At 70.3% G+C, this 17,644-nt stretch carries 9 protein-coding genes; 5 read left to right on the top strand and 4 right to left on the bottom strand.

Annotated elements, in window-relative coordinates:
• Positions 1-5 precede the first annotated feature (5 nt).
• Both D3869_RS19425 and paoA read right to left on the bottom strand, forming a co-directional pair.
• Complete coding sequence (locus D3869_RS19425; RefSeq protein ID WP_137141503.1) at positions 6-956, bottom strand: FAD binding domain-containing protein; 951 nt, start codon at positions 954-956, stop codon at positions 6-8.
• Positions 953-1,636: an aldehyde dehydrogenase iron-sulfur subunit PaoA gene (gene paoA, locus D3869_RS19420; protein WP_137141502.1), complete on the bottom strand. Its 684-nt coding sequence runs from the start codon at positions 1,634-1,636 to the stop codon at positions 953-955. Before paoA ends, D3869_RS19425 begins: the two co-directional genes overlap by 4 nt.
• A gap of 313 nt (positions 1,637-1,949) precedes the next feature.
• Between paoA and D3869_RS19415 the strand changes: the two genes are divergently transcribed.
• Complete coding sequence (locus D3869_RS19415) at positions 1,950-2,888, top strand: LysR family transcriptional regulator (RefSeq protein ID WP_137141501.1); 939 nt, start codon at positions 1,950-1,952, stop codon at positions 2,886-2,888.
• A 134-nt stretch (positions 2,889-3,022) separates the two neighbouring features.
• Here the strand turns inward: D3869_RS19415 and D3869_RS19410 are convergent, their stop codons facing one another.
• Positions 3,023-3,607, bottom strand: coding sequence for a hypothetical protein (locus tag D3869_RS19410; RefSeq protein ID WP_137142014.1), 585 nt, complete (start codon positions 3,605-3,607; stop codon positions 3,023-3,025).
• A 422-nt stretch (positions 3,608-4,029) separates the two neighbouring features.
• On the opposite strand from D3869_RS19410, the gene D3869_RS19405 reads away from it, so the two are divergent.
• From D3869_RS19405 to D3869_RS19390, 4 genes are read left to right on the top strand one after another with little or no spacing between them, the layout of a single operon-like run.
• Positions 4,030-5,157: a CaiB/BaiF CoA transferase family protein gene (locus tag D3869_RS19405; RefSeq protein ID WP_137141500.1), complete on the top strand. Its 1,128-nt coding sequence runs from the start codon at positions 4,030-4,032 to the stop codon at positions 5,155-5,157.
• Between the two features lie 15 nt (positions 5,158-5,172).
• Positions 5,173-6,012 carry an FAS1-like dehydratase domain-containing protein gene (locus D3869_RS19400; RefSeq protein WP_137141499.1) on the top strand — a complete coding sequence of 280 codons (840 nt, stop codon included), beginning with the start codon at positions 5,173-5,175 and terminating at the stop codon, positions 6,010-6,012.
• Between the two features lie 37 nt (positions 6,013-6,049).
• Positions 6,050-6,913, top strand: coding sequence for an HpcH/HpaI aldolase/citrate lyase family protein (locus D3869_RS19395; RefSeq protein WP_137141498.1), 864 nt, complete (start codon positions 6,050-6,052; stop codon positions 6,911-6,913).
• A gap of 36 nt (positions 6,914-6,949) precedes the next feature.
• A complete protein-coding gene (locus D3869_RS19390) occupies positions 6,950-8,113 on the top strand; it encodes an acyl-CoA dehydrogenase family protein (RefSeq protein WP_137141497.1) in 1,164 nt (387 codons plus the stop codon).
• Between the two features lie 157 nt (positions 8,114-8,270).
• On the opposite strand, the gene D3869_RS19385 is transcribed toward D3869_RS19390, so the two are convergent.
• Positions 8,271-17,615 carry an Ig-like domain-containing protein gene (locus D3869_RS19385; protein ID WP_247895791.1) on the bottom strand — a complete coding sequence of 3,115 codons (9,345 nt, stop codon included), beginning with the start codon at positions 17,613-17,615 and terminating at the stop codon, positions 8,271-8,273.
• Positions 17,616-17,644 lie beyond the last annotated feature (29 nt).

The following is a 17,644-nucleotide window of genomic DNA, read 5'->3' as shown; positions in this document are numbered from 1 at the left end:
ACGTCTCAACCTTTCGCTTCGGCCAGCACCGAGGCGAGCGTCCGCTCGACCAGGGTCAGCTTGAATGCGTTGTCGTGCGTCGGCTTCGCATCGGCCAGCAGCCCGGCGGTCACCGCCTTGGCGCCGCGCGGCATCTCGGCTTCGGCGGCCTCGACGCGCCACGGCTTGTGCGCCACGCCGCCGACCGCCACGCGTCCGCTGCCGTCGCGCTGCACCACCGCCGCGACGGAGACCAGGGCGAAGGCGTAGGACGCGCGGTCGCGCACCTTGCGGTAGACGTGGGTGCCGCCGACCGGTTTGGGCAGCGTCACCGCGGTGATGAGTTCGCCGGGCAGCAGCGCCGTTTCGATGTGCGGCGTGTCGCCGGGCAGCCGGTGGAACTCCGCGATGGGAATGGTCCGCGTCGTCCCGTCGGCCCGCACCGTCTCCACCGTGGCGTCCAGCGCGCGCATGGCGACGGCCATGTCGCTGGGGTGGGTGGCGATGCAGGCGTCGCTCGACCCGACCACGGCGAGCTGCCGGCTGTAGCCGCCGATGGCGGCGCAGCCGCTGCCGGGCTGGCGTTTGTTGCAGGGCTGGTTGGTGTCGTAGAAGTAGGGGCAGCGCGTGCGCTGGAGCAGGTTGCCCGCCGTCGTCGCCTTGTTGCGCAGCTGGCCCGACGCCCCGGCGAGCAGGGCGCGCGACAGCACGCCGTAATCGCGCCGCACCCGTTGGTCGGCGGCCAGCGCCGTGTTGCGCACCAGCGCGCCGATGCGCAGCCCTCCGTCCGGCGTCGCCTCCACGGTGTCGAGCTTCAGCCCGTTGACGTCGATCAGATGGGCCGGCGTCTCGATCTCAAGCTTCATCAGGTCGAGCAGGTTGGTGCCGCCCGCGATGAACTTGGCGCCCGGCCGGCGCTCGACCGCGGCGGCCGCGGCGGCGGGGGAGTCCGCCCGCTCGTAGGTGAAGGGTCTCATGCCTCCCTCCGTGCAACGTCCGAGATCGCATCGACGATGTTGGAATAGGCGCCGCAGCGACAGATGTTGCCGCTCATCCGCTCCCGGTACTCGTCCACGGTGGCCTGCGGCGCCGCGGTCAGGTCGGCGGTGACGTGGCTGGGCACGCCGGCCTTGATCTCGTCCAGCATCGCCACCGCCGAACAGATCTGGCCCGGCGTGCAGTAGCCGCACTGGTAGCCGTCATGCTCCACGAAGGCGGCCTGCATGGGGTGGAGCTTGCCGGGCAGGCCCAGCCCCTCGATGGTGGTGACGCTGCCGCCCTCGTGCATCACGGCGAGCGTCAGGCAGGAATTGATGCGCTGCCCGTCCACCATCACCGTGCAGGCGCCGCACTGGCCGTGGTCGCAGCCCTTCTTGGTGCCGGTGAGGTGCAGATGCTCGCGCAGCGCGTCGAGCAGCGTCGTCCGCGTGTCGAGTTCGAGGTCGCGGCGCTGCCCGTTCACGGTGAAGGTGACCTTGGACAGGACGGGCGACAGGGACGGCGCGTCGGTTCCGGTCGCGGGGGGTGGCATGGCGGTCTCTCCAACGGTGGCCGCCCGCGCCGGCGCCCGGAACGGCGCCGCCGTCAGCGCGGCGGTGGCGGCGGTCCCAAGCAGGAGGCCGCGCCGCGTCATGTCGAGGTCGCCGGAATGGTGCATCGGTAAAATCCTCTTCCCTTCCTGGCTGTGATCCCGGCCCCCTTGGGGCGGGGCGCGGGCGTGCGGACGGCTCATCCGCTTGTGCGGATGGGGAAAAGCTAGGCCGTGCCGCTCCGGCGATTACCCGCCGGTCCCTGATAAGGCTTATGAAGTGAATCAATGGAACGCCGCGGTCCTGCGGGCGGTTGAACCGGGTTTGCCCGGCGCTTCCTCATCCACCCGCCTTGATCCGCCTGCGACGCCCCGACATGATTGGCCGAGGCGGGAGAGTGTCGCTCCCGCCGGCAAAGGGCCGGGCAAAGGAAGGTGAGCGTTGGATCTGCGTCAGTTGCGGTATTTCATCGGCATCGTCGATGAAGGCTCCTTCACGGCCGCGGCTCAGAAGCTGAACGTCGCCCAACCGGCCCTCAGCCACAACATCCGCAACCTGGAGGCGGGCCTCGGGGTCAAGCTGCTGACCCGCGGCGTCCATGGGGTCAAGCCGACCGCCGCCGGCACCCGGCTGTACGAGCATGCGGAGATCATCCTGCGCCACGTCGCCCAGGCGACCGAACAGGTGCGCAACTGCTCGGGCACGCCGAGCGGGCTGGTGACCGTGGGCTTCACCTCGTCGGTGGCGCTGGTGGCGGCGGTGCCCCTGGTGCAGGCGGTCCGCGCCGAGCTGCCGCAGGTGTCGCTGCGGGTGGTCGAGTCCTTCAGCGGGACGATCCTGGAATGGCTGAACGACGACCGGCTGGATTTTGGCTGCATCTACGACGTGACGCGGTCGCGCACGCTGCTGGCCGAATCGCTGGTGCGCGAGGATCTCTACCTGATCGGGCCGCCGGGCGGCGGGGACGGCGCCATCGCCTTCGACGAGCTGGCCGGCAAGGATCTGATCCTGCCGAGCCGCCCGCACAATCTGCGCGACCGCATCGAACGGGTGGCGCGCGAGACCTGCACGATCGTCACCGTGGCGGTGGAGATCAACGGGCTCCCGCAGATCAAGACGCTGGTCGCCAAGGGGGTGGGGTACTCGGTCCTGCCGATTTCGGCGGTGATGGAGGAATGGCGGGCGGGCCAGGTCTCCGCCCGGCTGATCGTGTCGCCGTCGCTGCGCCGCTCGGTCCATCTCTGCCGGCCCCGCGGCGCCCCGGTGACCGAGGCCGCGGCGGCGGTGCGCGAGACCTTCCTGCGGGTGGTGCGCGATCTGGTCGGCGGCGGCGACTGGCCCGGCACCCTGCTGCTGGACGAGGAAGCGGCGGCGTCCTAAAGCGAACTTCCGTTCGCTTTAGACTCACATCGCCTCACTTGCCGGCGGGCTTCGGCCGCATGTGCGGCCGGGACCGCCGTCGCGATCCAAAGCGGATTGCAACCCGCTTTAGCGCACGGCCGAAGACATAGGATTCACACTGTGCCGGCAGCGGACCGCCGACGCTCCGGGTACCAGGATGTGAACTTGATCGCGCCGACGAGCGCCAGCACGGTCGCGACGATGCCGAAGCGAGGCGGAAGATCGGGCCGGTAGAGCAGGATGAGGTCCGCGATCACCAGCACGAGGAACGCCAGAGCCCACACGCCCGTGATCACGTAGTTGGTGTGGATGAAGTGTGGGCTCTCCCAGAATTCGTGGGCGACCTGCTCCCGCGCGTACTGCAGCGTGAAGGGGCGCCGCAGCGCGATGGAGATCAGCACGATCAGCAGGAGCCCGGCATCGACGAGCAGCCGAACCCCCATGACGGACCCCACCATGACGGACCCCCCTAAGACGGACCAAGTCGGTCCGCCGGCCACGGCGTAGAGCGCCAACCCACCGAACAGCAGCACCGTGCCGACTTCGAGAATTTTCGGTGTCTTGCCGGGGCTCATCCAGTCGCGCAGCAGCATGGTGGCTGAAACGAGGGCACCGGCGATGAGTCCCTCCACCGGCCCGACCAGTCGGTCGAGGACGGCGAAGGCGATGAAGGGCGCGAAGGCCAGGAGAATTCCCATCACGTCTCCTTTCCAGCCGAGGGGTCGGCCCATCGGAAGGCTGCGGACGCTGAACGAGACACGTCGTCGAGGCTGAACCGCGTCGAGGCTGAACCGTCGCATCGACGACGACAAGGAGGCTGCTCGCATAGGTGGATGGGAATTGCGGGTATGACCGCCGCAACCAAACAGCCAGTGCACGGCCCCATTCAAAAGCTTCGGGGAGCCGGTCGATTTTGGCGGGGATGTCCTCGACCTTGGCGGCAAAGGCCGGATCGCTGCAATGCTTGACGGCGCGCAGGCGATGGGGCTGACGGCGATTTGGCCTCATAGCGCTTCGTTATGCGATGCATGCCCCATCTGTATTGGATCGGGGCCGGTCCGGCTGTTTACCATCGCGGCCACGGACGATTGGCCCTGGCTTACAGCGGAGACTTTGCACAATGACTTTACCCCTGTCAGGACGGCTGGTCGTGTCGCTGGAGCAGGCGGTGGCGGCACCGCTCTGCACGTCGCGTCTCGCCGACGCCGGGGCGCGGGTCATCAAGATCGAACGGCCGGAGGGCGACTTCGCCCGCGGCTACGATGCCGTCGTCCACGGGCAGAGTTCCTATTTCGTCTGGCTCAACCGCGGCAAGGAGTCGGTCGTCCTCGACATCAAGAAGCCCGAGGATGCCGAACTGCTGGAGCGGCTGATCGCCCGCGCCGACGTCTTCGTGCAGAATCTGGCGCCCGGCGCGGCGGAGCGGGCCGGTTTCGGCTCGGACGCTCTGCGGCGGCGCCATCCCCGGCTGATCACCTGCGACATCTCCGGCTACGGCGACGACGGCCCCTACCGCGACATGAAGGCCTACGACCTGCTGGTGCAGAGCGAGACCGGGCTGGCATCGATCACCGGGTCGCCGGACCAGCCGGGGCGCGTCGGCGTCTCGGTGGCTGACATCGCCTGCGGCATGAACGCCTACACCGGCGTGCTCCAGGCGCTGCTGGAGCGCGAGCGCACCGGCGAGGGATCGGCGGTGGCCGTGTCCCTGTTCGATTCGCTGGCGGAGTGGATGATGGTGCCGCTGATGCACCACGACCATGGCGGCAAGGCGCCGGGACGGGTCGGGCTGATGCACCCGAGCATCGCCCCCTATTCCGCCTTCGCCCTGGCCGACGGCCGGCAGGTGGTGCTGTCGATCCAGAACGAGCGCGAATGGGCGGCCTTCTGCGCCGACGTGCTGCTGCGGCCGGAGCTGGCGACCGACGAGCGCTTCGCGACCAACAACCGCCGCGTCGCCAACCGTCCGGAGCTGGACGGCCTCGTCGCCGCCATCTTCCGGACCATGGACCACGCCGAGGCGGTGCGCCGCCTGAACCGCGCGCGCACCGCCTTCGGCTCGCTCAACGAGGTGGCGGACCTGTCCACCCACGCGCAGCTGCGCCGCGTGACCGCCGAGACGCCGGGCGGACCGGTCGACGTGGTGGCGCCGCCGGTGCAGGTGCGCGGCCGACCCTACGCCTCCGGCGCCGTTCCGGCGCTGGGCCAACACACCGACGCCGTCCGGCGTGAAGTCTTTGAACAATAAGGGGGGAGCATGAGCATGGACCATTTGCGCGACTGGATCGGCCGGTCGGAAAGCGCCGAGGACGTCGCGGCGCCGGTGGCGCTGACCGGTCTGGCGGCGATGCTCGACCACGACAACCCGCCCTGGCCGGCGGGCGAGGTGCCGCCGCTGGGGCATTGGCTGTACTTCCTGCCCAAGGCGCTGCAGCGCGACATTGCCGAGGACGGCCATCCGCACAAGGGCGGTTTCCTGCCGCCGGTGGAGCTGCCCCGCCGCATGTGGGCCGGCGACACCCTGACCTTCCACCGTCCCATCCGCAGCGGCGAGGCGATCACCCGCCGCTCGACCATCGAGGAGGTCACTCCCAAGGAGGGCCGGTCGGGCCGGATGGTCTTCGTGAAGGTCCGGCACGAGATCAGCACCGCCGCCGGTGTCGCCATCACCGAATTCCACGACATCGTCTACCGCGAGGCCGCCAAGCCCGGCGACGCTCCCGTCCCCGGCGAGCGCCCGGCGGGCGAGGCGGTGTGGCAGCGGCGCATCCAGCCCGATCCCGTGCTGCTGTTCCGTTACTCCGCCCTGACCTTCAACGGCCACCGCATCCATTACGACCGCGACTATTGCCGCGACGTCGAGGGCTATCCGGGGCTGGTGTTCCACGGCCCGCTCAGCGCCAACATGCTGATGGACCTGTTCCTGCGCGAGAATCCGGGCGCGCGGGTGACCGGCTTCCGCTTCCGGGCCAAGCGGCCGCTGTTCGACATCCATCCGCTGACCCTGTGCGGCGCGCCCACCGAAACCGGGGCCACGCTGTGGGTGACCGACCACGAGGGCTTCGTGGCGATGTCCGCCGAGCTGGACGCCGAACGGTCATGACGGCGGCGCATTGCGACACGGTTGGAGGAAACGTCTGATGTCCCTGCCGTATCAATCCTATCTCTTCGTCCCCGCCGACAACGCCAAACTGCTGGAGAAGGCCCACCAGCGCGGGGCGGACGCCCTCATCCTCGACCTGGAGGACGCGGTCCTGCCCGCCGGCAAGCCGGAGGCCCGGCGCGGGTTGTCCGTGCCGATCGACCGGCTGCACGGGCTGGGCGTGCCGGTGCTCGTGCGGATCAACAGCGGCTGGCGCGACGCCGTCGCCGATCTGGAGGCCGCCGTGCGCCCCGGCGTGGCCGCCCTGGTGGTGCCCAAGGCCGAGGACGCCGGGGCGCTGCGCGTCCTCTCCGCCATGATCGCGGAGTGGGAGGCGGAGCGCGGCCTGACGCCGGGCGCCATCGGCCTTGTCGCCCTCATCGAAAGTCCGCTGGGGTTGGAGCGGCTGGCCGGGATCGCCGCCGTCCCGCGCGTGGCGGCGCTGGCGCTCGGCAGCGAGGATTTCGCCCTGACGCTGGGGGTGGAGCCGACCGAGGCGCTGCTCGCCCTGCCGTGCCGCCAGATCGCGCTGGCCGCCGCCGCCCATGGTCTCGCGGCGATCGGCCTGCCGGGTTCGCTGGCCGAGTTCCGCGACCTCGACGCCTACCGCGCCATGGTGGCGCAGGCGCGGGCCGTCGGGATGACCGGCGCGCTGTGCATCCACCCGGCCCAGCTGCCCGTCGTCCGCGACGTCTTCGCCCCCTCCGCCGCCGACGTGGCTTGGGCCGGGCGGGTGGTCGCGGCGTGGGACGAGGCCCAGGCGGCGGGGCGCGGCGCCGTACAGGTGGATGGGCGCATGGTCGACCGCCCGGTCGCCGAGCGGGCGAAGGCCATCCTGGCGCGCAGCGCTCCCAAGACCTGAAACGCGGCCACAACGAAAAAAGCAGGGTGACGAGACATGAAGACCAGCATCGGTCAGGGCTTCGACGAGATCCGCGACGCCGTGCGCGCGCTCTGCGCCGAATTCCCCAGCGAGTACCATCGCCGCATCGACGAGGAGCGCGGCTATCCCGAGGAATTCGTGGACGCGCTGACCAAGGCCGGCTGGATGGCCGCGCTGATCCCGGAGGAATACGGCGGTTCGGGCCTCGGCCTGACCGAAGCCTCCGTGATCATGGAGGAGATCAACCGCTCGGGCGGCAATTCCGGCGCCTGCCACGGCCAGATGTACAACATGAACACGCTGGTCCGGCACGGCTCGGAGGAGCAGCGCCGCCGCTACCTGCCGAAGATCGCGGCGGGCGAGCTGCGCCTCCAGTCGATGGGCGTCACCGAGCCGACCACCGGCACCGACACCACCCGCATCAAGACCCGGGCGGAGAAGAAGGGGGACCGCTACGTCATCAATGGGCAGAAGGTGTGGATCTCCCGCGTCCAGCATTCCGACCTGATGATCCTCCTGGCCCGCACCACGCCGCTCGACCAGGTGCGCAAGAAGTCGGAGGGCATGTCGATCTTCATCGTCGACATCAAGGAGGCGATGGGCAAGGGGATGACCGTCCAGCCCATCCGCAACATGGTCAACCATGAGACCAACGAGCTGTTCTTCGACAATCTGGAAATCCCCGCGGAGAACCTGATCGGCGAGGAGGGCCAGGGCTTCAAGTACATCCTGACCGGCCTCAACGCCGAGCGGGTGCTGATCGCGGCGGAATGCATCGGCGACGGCTACTGGTTCGTCGACAAGGTCTGCGACTACACGCGCGACCGTCAGGTGTTCGGCCGCCCGATCGCCCAGAACCAGGGCGTGCAGTTCCCCATCGCCGAGAGCTTCATCGAGGTCGAGGCCGCCAACCTGATGCGCTTCGAGGCCTGCCGCCTTTACGACGCCGGGGAGCCCTGCGGCGCCCAGGCCAACATGGCGAAGTACCTTGCCGCCAAGGCGTCGTGGGAGGCGGCGAACGCCTGCCTGCAGTTCCACGGCGGTTTCGGCTTCGCCAGCGAGTATGACGTGGAGCGCAAGTTCCGCGAGACCCGGCTGTATCAGGTGGCACCCGTCTCCACCAACCTGATCCTGGCCTACGTCGCCGAGCACGTCCTGGACCTGCCGAAGTCCTACTGAGCGGGCGGGTTTTCCCGGACCAAAACCTCCCATCAATGCCGGAAATGGCCTGAGGGCCGTCTCCGGATTTGAGTTGATCCGCCGCCTGAAACGGAAACGGCGGGTGCCGGAGCCCGAAGGCCCCGGCACCCGCCGTTCCGTCTGGCGTTATGCCCGCTCAGCCGAACCAGGCGGCGACGTTGCCGGTCTGGCCGAGGATGGTGATGCGGTTGCCCGCCCCGATGTCGAGGGTGGTGCTGCCGCCCTCCACCCGGGCCGAGCGGATCACCGCGCCGAGGTCCATGGTGGCGTCGTAGAGCGCCAGACGGTCGATCCCGGCCTGGAAGTCCATCACCACCGACCCGCCCGACGCCCGACCGAAGGCGAAGACGTCCGCCCCGGCGCCGCCCCACAGCGTGTCCGCTCCGCCGTCGGCGAACAGCACGTCGTTGCCCGCCCCGCCGTTCAGCAGGTCGTTGCCCGCCCCGCCGAACAGCGTGTCGTTGCCGTCCTCGCCGAACAGCGTGTCGTCGCCGTCGCCGCCGCTGGCCAGGTCGTCGCCCGCGCCGAGACCGATCAGGTCGCGCCCCGCCCCGCCCAGCGCCACGTCGTTGCCGTCGCCGCCGCTCAGCGTGTCGTCGCCGTCGTCGCCGATCAGGAAGTCGTTGCCCGACCCGCCGAACAGCAGGTCGTTGCCCGCCCCGCCGGACAGCGTGTCGTCGCCCTCCTCGCCGGTCAGCGTGTCGTCCCCCGCCTCGCCGAACAGGATGTCCTGGCCCGTGCCGCCGAACAGCGCGTCGTTGCCAACCCCGCCGCCCACCAGGTCGTTGCCCTCGCCGCCGAACAGCCAGTCGTCGCCCTCGCCGCCCATCACCACGTCGTCGCCCTCGTCGCCGTACAGCGTGTCGTTGCCGCCGGCGCTGGCGATCGTGTCGTTGCCGCCGCCGCCGTGCAGGATGTCGTCGCCGGCCCCCAGGTACATGTACTGCTCGTGGTCGTCGCCGTAGACGATCTGCTCGCCGTCGCCGCCGACCAGCGTGGCGTTGCCGACCACCGCGGCGAACTCGACGTTGTCGAGCTGGATGGTCACCGCCCCGGCCAGCGCCGTGGTGTTGAGCACCACCGCGGTCGGCGCCGTGCTGGCCACCCCGGTGCCGCCCAGCGTGTTGCCGGTCACCTTGGTCTGCACCGCCTGGCCGGCGGCCACCCCCGGCGCGCTGAAGTCGATGGCGCGCACCAGAAGCTGGGCCTGGGCCGACAGCACCGAGAGGAAGCTGTCGCCGCCGCCGGTCAGGTTGCCGCGCGAGGCCGTGCCGGCGTCGGTGCGCGCCTCGATGGCGGCGATCAGCCCGGCCACCCCGGTCTGGGCCTCCGCGGCGGTCTGCCGCTCGGCGCTGCCGCTGGTGGTCACGGCCACGCCGGTGGAGACGCTGACCGTCAGGGTGGTCATCGTCGAGACCTGGCCGGTCTGCCGATCGACCACCTGCTCGCGCACCACCGGCACGTCGGCGAGGTCGGCATTGGCGGTGTTGCTGTCCTCCACCCGCTCCTCGTTGCTGGCCGCGATGGTCACGGTGGTGACGCGCTTGCCGTCGCTGCCGGTGGTGACCGCGCCGCTGACGGTGGCGCCGTCCACGGTGGCGACCGGGGGCGGGGCGACGGGGGCGGGCTTCTCCACGGTGGCGGTGAGCTTCTGCGTCGTCGCGGTGACGGGGACCGAGGCGTTGCCCGCCGGGTCGGTCAGGCCCAGCGTCAGGGTGAGGGTGCCGTCGCCCAGGGCGGAGAGGTCGAGCCCGGTCACCTGGGCGGTCGGTCCGCTCATCACGCCGCTGCCGGTGACCTGGCCGCCGCCGGCCGAGGTGATCGTCCAGGTGAAGGCGGTCCCGGCCTCGCCGCCGCTGATGGTGAAGGCGGCGCTGGACTGCTCGATGGCGTCGATGCTGTCGTCCTCGAACCGCACGGTGGCGGTGGGGGCCGTGGTGTCGACGGTCAGCGACTGGGTGCCGGCCGAGGACATGTTGCCCGCCGCGTCGGTCGCCATGGCCGAGACGGTGTTCGTGCCGTTGGCGTCGAGGCTGAGCGTGCCGGTCACCGGAGTGGCCGTGGCGAGGTTGAGGCTCCAGGCGCCGCCATTGGTGGCGGTGGTGGTGTAGGTCGCCCCACCCACCGTGACGGTGACCGTCGCACCGGCTTCCGCCGTGCCGGTGAGGGTGGGCGTGGTGCTGTTGGTCAGCGCCGCGCTGGTCACCGCCGGGGCGTTCGGAGCGGTGGTGTCGATGGTCAGCGTCTGGGTGCCCGGTGCCGAGACGTTGCCGGAGGCATCGGTGGCGGTGGCCGACACCGGGTTGGCGCCGTTGGCGTCCAGGCTCAGCGACCCAGCGGTCGGCGTTGCGGTGGCGAGGTTGATGGACCAGTTTCCGCCGGTCGCCGTGGTGGTGTAGGTGGCGCCGCCCACCGTGACGGTCACCGTGCTGCCCACTTCCGCCGTGCCGGTGAGGGTCGGGGTCGTGCTGTTGCTCAGCGCCGCACTGGTCACTGCCGGGGCGTTGGGCAGCGTGGTGTCGATGGTCAGCGACTGCGTGCCAGCAGTCGAGGTGTTGCCCGCGGCATCGGTGGCCGTCGCCGACACCGGGTTGGCGCCGTTGGCGTTGAGGCTGAGCGTGCCGGTCACCGGAGTGGCCGTGGCGAGGTTGAGGCTCCAGGTCCCGTTGGCCGCCGTGGTGGTGTAAGTGGCACCGCCCACCGTGACCGTCACCGTGCTGCCGGCTTCCGCCGTGCCGGTGAGGGTCGGGGTCGTGCTGTTGCTCAGCGCGGCGCTGGTCACCGCCGGCGCGTTGGGCGCCGTGGTGTCGATGGTCAACGACTGCGTGCCCGGCGCTGAGACGTTGCCGGCGGCGTCGGTGGCGGTAGCCGACACCGGGTTGGCGCCGTTGGCGTTCAGGCTCAGCGTGCCGGTCACCGGAGTGGCGGTGGCGAGGTTGAGGCTCCAGGTCCCGTTGGCCGCCGTGGTGGTGTAGGTCGCCCCACCCACCGTGACGGTGACCGTGCTGCCGGCTTCCGCCGTGCCGGTGAGGGTCGGGGTCGTGCTGTTGCTCAGCGCCGCACTGGTCACTGCCGGGGCGTTGGGCAGCGTGGTGTCGATGGTCAGCGACTGCGTGCCGGCGGTCGAGGTGTTGCCCGCCGCGTCAGTGGCGGTGGCCGACACCGGGTTGGCGCCGTTGGCGTTGAGGCTGAGCGAGCCGGCGGTCGGCGTCGCGGTGGCGAGATTGAGGCTCCAGGTCCCGTTGGCCGCCGTGGTGGTGTAGGTCGCCCCACCCACCGTGACGGTCACCGTGCTGCCGACTTCCGCCGTGCCGACAATGGTCGGGGTCGTGCTGTTGCTCAGAGCCGCACTGGTCACCGCCGGAGCGTTCGGCGCCGTGGTGTCGATGGTCAGCGTCTGCGTGCCGGCCGAAGAGACGTTGCCCGCCGCGTCGGTCGCCGTCGCCGAGATGGCATTCGTGCCGTTGGGGTTCAGGCTGAGCGAGCCGGCGGTCGGCGTCTCGGTGGCGAGGTTGAGGCTCCAGGTCCCGTTGGTTGCCGTCGTGGTGTAGGTGGCACCACCCACCGTAACGGTGACGGTGCTGCCGGTCTCGGCCGTGCCGGCAATGGTCGGGGTGGCGTTCTTGGTCAGCGCCGCGCTGGTCACCGCCGGGGCGTTGGGCGCGGTGGTGTCGATCGTCAGCGTCTGCGTGCCGGCCGTGGAGTTATTGCCCGCCGCGTCGGTTGCCGTCGCCGAGATGGCATTCGTGCCGTTGGCGTTCAGGCTGAGCGATCCGGAGACCGGCGTCGCGGTGGCGAGGTTGATGGACCAACTGCCGTTGGTGGCGGTGGTGGTGTAGGTCGCCCCACCCACCGTGACGGTGACGGTGCTGCCGGTCTCGGCCGTGCCGGCAATGGTCGGGGTCGTGCTGTTGCTCAGAGCCGCACTGGTCACCGCCGGCGCGTTGGGCGCCGTGGTGTCAATGGTCAGCGTCTGCGTGCCGGCGGTCGAGGTGTTGCCGGCCGCATCGGTGGCGGTGGCCGAGACGGGGTTGGCGCCGTTGGCGTTCAGGCTGAGCGAGCCGGCGGTCGGCGTCGCGGTGGCGAGGTTGATGGACCAACTGCCGTTGGTGGCGGTGGTGGTGTAGGTGGCGCCGCCGACGGTGACCGTCACCGTGCTGCCGGTCTCGGCCGCGCCGGTAAGGATCGGCGTCGTGTTGTTGCTCAGCGCCGTGGTGACGGTCGGAGCGTTCGGAGCGGTGGTGTCGATGGTCAGCGACTGCGTGCCGGCGGTCGAGGTGTTGCCGGCCGCGTCGGTCGCCGTCACCGACACCGGGTTGGTGCCGTTGGCGTTGAGGTTCAGCACGCCAGCGGTCGGCGTCTCGGTGGCGAGGTTGAGGCTCCACGTCCCGTTGGTCGCCGTCGTGGTGTAGGTGGCGCCGCCCACCGTGACGGTGACGGTGCTGCCGGTCTCGGCCGTGCCGGCCAGGGTCGGGGTGGCGTTCTTGGTCAGCGCCGCGCTGGTCACTGCCGGAGCGTTGGGCGCGGTGGTGTCGACGGTCAGCGTCTGCGTGCCGGCCGTGGAGACGTTGCCGGCCGCGTCGGTGGCCGTCGCCGAGATGGCATTCGTGCCGTTGGCGTTCAGGCTGAGCGATCCGGAGACCGGCGTCTCGGTGGCGAGGTTGAGGCTCCAGGTCCCGTTGGTCGCCGTCGTGGTGTAGGTGGCGCCGCCCACCGTGACGGTGACGGTGCTGCCGGTCTCGGCCGTGCCGGCAATGGTCGGGGTGGCGTTCTTGGTCAGCGCCGCGCTGGTCACCGCCGGAGCGTTGGGCGCCGTGGTGTCGATCGTCAGCGTCTGCGTGCCGGCGGTGGACGTGTTGTTGGACGCGTCCTTGGCGGTGACGGACACCGCGTTGGTGCCGTTGGCGTTCAGGTTCAGCACGCCGGAGGCCGGCGTCGCCGTGGCGAGGTCGACCGACCAGTTTCCGCCCGTCGCCGTCGTGGTGTAGGTCGCCCCACCCACCGTGACGGTCACCGTGCTGCCCGCCTCCGCCGTGCCGGCCAGGGTCGGCGTGGCGCTGTTGGTCAGCGCCGCGCTGGTGACCACCGGTGCCGCCGGCGGCGTCACGTCGGCCACGCTCACCACCGCGCTGACCCCGGAGATGGTCGCGGCTCCGGTGGCGCCGCCGCTGTCGGTCAGGCTGGCGACGGCCACCGTGCGGTCGCCCAGCGTCGCCGACGCGCTGGTGTTCTTGTAGGTGACGCCGCCCAGAAGCGCGCTCATCTGCGCGTCGTCGCGCTCCAGGCCGGTGACCGTCACCGTGGCGACGCCGCCGACCACCGACACGCTCACGCCGGCGTTGCCGCCCGCGGCGCCCAGCCCGCTCAGGGTGGCGGTGGCGCCGTTGGTCAGGGCGACGTCGGTGCCGCCGATGGTCAGGACCTCGGTGGCGTCGACCACGCCGCTGACCGTGAACACCGCGCCGCGGAAGCTCTGCCCGGCCTCCACCGTGGAGGCCGCCACGCCGCTGAACAGGCTGGTCGCGCTGTCCACCCCGACGCCGAAGGTCTTGGCTCCGCCGGTCGCGGTCAGGGTCGGCACGGCGTCGACGGTGATCGTCGCGGTGGCGCTGCCCGTGCTGAAGGCGTCGGCGGTGGTGGTGTCGGCGGTGGCGCCGGCCGTGCCGCTGGTGCGGTCCCACGCCTTGAAGGTCAGGCCGCCGGTGTCGGTGTTGGTGAAGCCCGAGCCGCTCGGCACGAAGCGCACGCGGTCCGACCCGGCGAGCAGCAGCGCCGAACCGTTGGACGAGGCGGTGGGGATGTCGGTCCAGGCGCCGCTGCCGACCTTGTACTGCCAGGTGCCGTTGGTGTTGATCACCCCGGTGACGGCGATGCCCAGCGGGAGGACGGTGACCATCGGCACGGGGCTGTCGTACTCGGCGTCGGTGGCGGTGCCGGCGGAGGCGAGCAGGGCGGTGACGGTGGTGCCGGTGTTGGCGGCGTCGGCGATGCCCTGGTCGATGGTGGTCAGGCTGCGGGCGTCGTTGGACAGGATGGGGCTGTCGTTGGCGCCGGTGAAGTTGAGGGTGAGCTGCTGGGAGACGGTGCGGTTGCCGTCGGAGACGGTGAAGGTGCTGGTGCCCTGCATCGGCCCGGCGGGGACGCCGTTGAGGAAGGCGGCGTCGAAGACGTAGGCGTAGTGGCCGGTCTGGCTGTTGACGTAGGCGGTGCCGCCCGGGCCGGTGGACCAGGTGTCGTAGGTGACGCCGTTGCTGAGCGTGACGCTGCCGTGCTGGACCGGGGAGGCCTGGGATCCGGCGAGGGAGTAGGTCAGCGTGCCGCCTTCCAGGTCGGTGGCGGAGAGCTGGCCGTCGATCAGCGGGAAGCTGTCGGCGGCGGCGGTGTCGACCAGCGTCGGCGGGGTGGCGGGGACGGCCAGGACCGGCGGGGCGTCGGTGTCGATGCGGTCGTTGGTCTGGCTGATCGGGGTGGTGTAGGGGGTGTTGGCGTTGCTGGCGCCGTCGACCAGGACGATGTTGACCGGGATGTCGTCGCCGGCGGCGCGGTTGCCGGTGCGCAGGCCGTCGGCGGTGACGGTGAAGGTGGCGGTGTAGGTGGTGGCGCTGACCTTGGTCAGGTTGGCGAGCGCGAAGCCGTTGATCGTGCTGCCGTTGCCCAGCGTGTAGGTGTCGCTGTCCGAGGCCACGGTGATCGTCACCGTCACCGTGTCGCCGACCTGGGCCGGCTGGTTGGGGATGGTGACGTTGGTGATCGAGGGCGGCGTCGTGTCCGGGGTGTTGTTCGTCACCGACTGGTTGGTGACGCTGCCCGGGGCGTTGCTCGCGGTGTCGGTCAGGGTGCCGGTGCCGGGGTTGTAGTCAAGCGTCACCGTCTGGCCCTGGGCGACCGCCGAGGCCAGGGTGAAGGTCAGCGTGGTGGTGCCCGAACCGCTGGCGTAGGTCGCCGCGCGGCTCTGGCCGGCGACCGTGACGGTCAGGCCGGCGGCGCTGGTCGCCGACATGGCTTCGGCGAAGGTGATCGTCAGCGTCGTGCCGTTCACCGCCGCCGAGGCAATGGTCGGCCGGTTGGCGTCGATGCGGTCGGCGCCCTGGCTGATCGCCGTGGTGTAGGGAGTGTTGGAGTTGCCGGCGGTGTCGGTCAGCACGATGTTGACCGGCACGTCCGCGCCCGCCGCGACGTCGGTGCCGCCGCTGGTCACCGTGAAGGTCGCGGTGTAGGTCGTCGCGTTGATCTTGGTCAGGTTGCTGAGCGCGAAGCCGCCGATGGTGCTGCCGGCGCCCAGCGTGTAGGTGTCGCTGTCCGAGGCCACGGTGATCGTCGCGGTCACCGTGTCGCCGATCTTCATCACGGCGTCCGGAATCGACACCGTCGTGATCGACGGCGGCGTCGTGTCAGGGGCTGCGGTGTTGTTCGTCACCGTTTGGTTGGTGACGGTGGCCGGGGCGTTGCTCGCGGTGTCGGTCAGTGTGCCGGTGCCGGGGTTGTAGTCAAGCGTCACCGTCTGGCCCTGGGCGACCGGCGAGGCCAGGGTGAAGGTCAGCGTGGTGGTGCCCGAACCGCTGGCGTAGGTCGCCGCGCGGCTCTGGCCGGCGACCGTGACGGTCAGGCCGGCGGCGCTGGTCGCCGACATGGCTTCGGCGAAGGTGATCGTCAGCGTCGTGCCGTTCACCGCCGCCGAGGCGATGGTCGGCCGGTTGGCGTCGATGCGGTCGGCGCCCTGGCTGATCGCCGTGGTGTAGGGGGTGTTGGAGTTGCCGGCGGTGTCGGTCAGCACGATGTTGACCGGCACGTCCGCGCCCGCCGCGACGTCGGTGCCGCCGCTGGTCACCGTGAAGGTCGCGGTGTAGGTCGTCGCGTCGACCTTGGTCAGGTTGCCCAGCGTGAAGCCGCCGATGGTGCTGCCGGCGCCCAGCGTGTAGGTGTCGCTGTCCGAGGCCACAGTGATCGTCACGGTCACCACGTCGCCGATCTTCATCACGGCGTCCGGAATCGACACCGTCGTGATCGACGGCGGCGTCGTGTCGGTGGGAGCCGGCGGCAGGGAGACGTAGGTGTCCGTACCGCTCAACGTCAGCGTCTGATAGGGGGTGTAGATGGTCTCGACGCCGGACACGTAGATGGTGCCGGCGGTGTCGGTGACGGTCACCACATCGTTGCCGGTGCCGCCGATCAGGGTTTCCAGCCCCTCCACCTGCACCGTGTTGCCGCCGTTGCCGAGGAAGACGACGTCGGTGCCCCCGTTGCCGACGATGGTTTCGATGGCGGACACCGTCATGGTGGCGCCCCGGCTGGTGCGCACCGTCACCACGTCGTTGCCGGCGCTGCCGATCAGGGTTTCCAGCGCCTCCACCTGGATGGTGTTTCCACCGGCGCCGAGGACGACGACGTCGTTGCCCGCCTTGCCGACGACGGATTCGATCGCCGAAACCGACAGGGTCATGCCGTCGCTGTTGAGCGCGACGACCAGATCGTCGCCGGAGCTGCCGATCATCGTCTCGACCAGCGACACCAGCATCGTGCTGCCGGTGGTGCTCCAGGGAATGCTCTGGTCGCCGACGATCGGGCTTCCGTCCCGGAGCGTGATGTTGACAACGTCGTTGCCGCCGCCGCCGATCAGGGTGCTGAGGCTTGCCACCGTGATGGTGTTGCCGATGTCGAGGAGGATGGCGGCGCTCCTGCCGCCGGCGCCGTTGACGGCGGCTCCACCGACGATCGTTTCGATCGACGATATGGCCATGGTGCCGCCGCCGGTCTGCATATTGATCGTGCCGGATCTGAAGGCCAGCGTCGCGATATCGTTGCCGCTGCCGCCGATCAGGGTTTCCAGGAAGGCGACGCCGATCGTGTTGCCGCCGCTGGCCAGAATGACCGTATCGTTGCCGGCAGCCGCGGACCCGTTTCCGAGGACAGTTTCGATGCCCTGCAAGAACATCGTGTTGGTGCCGCCGCCAATGGTGGCAATTATGTCCAGACCGTTGGTCCCGATCAGCGTCTCCATCAGGGACACCGCCATGGTGGCACCGGTGGAGCCTGCGGCGTCGAGCTTGATGACGTCCTTGCCGACGCTGCCGACCAGCGATTTCAGATACGCCACCGACATGGTGTTGCCGGTGGTGCCGGCCAGTGTGATAAGGGCGGTGCCGGTGGTTGCGCCGATGATCGTTTCGAGCGATTCCACCACCATGGTGGTGCCGGTGGACGTCAACAGAACCCGGTCGTTGCCGGAACCGCCAATCAGCGTCTCAAGGGCCTGGACCGTGATCGTGTTGCCGCCCGTGCCGGCCAGCGTCACGACATCCTTCCTCTGGGTCGATGTGCCGCCGATGAGGCGATCGAGGTTGGACACGGTCAGGGTCTGACCCTGGGTGTTGAGCCTGACGCCCTGGGTGCTGCCGTTGCCGACGATTCCCGACCAGGCCTCCGTCGAGGAGAAGACGTAGTCCGAGCCGCCCGTCAGCGTCAGTGTTCCACCAGCAGCCATCTCATCCCTCTCGCATCGGCGTTTTTAGG

Source organism: Azospirillum brasilense, from assembly GCF_005222205.1.
Lineage (GTDB): Bacteria > Pseudomonadota > Alphaproteobacteria > Azospirillales > Azospirillaceae > Azospirillum > Azospirillum brasilense_G.
The sequence above is the reverse complement of the archived record's forward strand: the minus strand, read 5'-3'. Positions and strand labels throughout refer to the sequence as shown.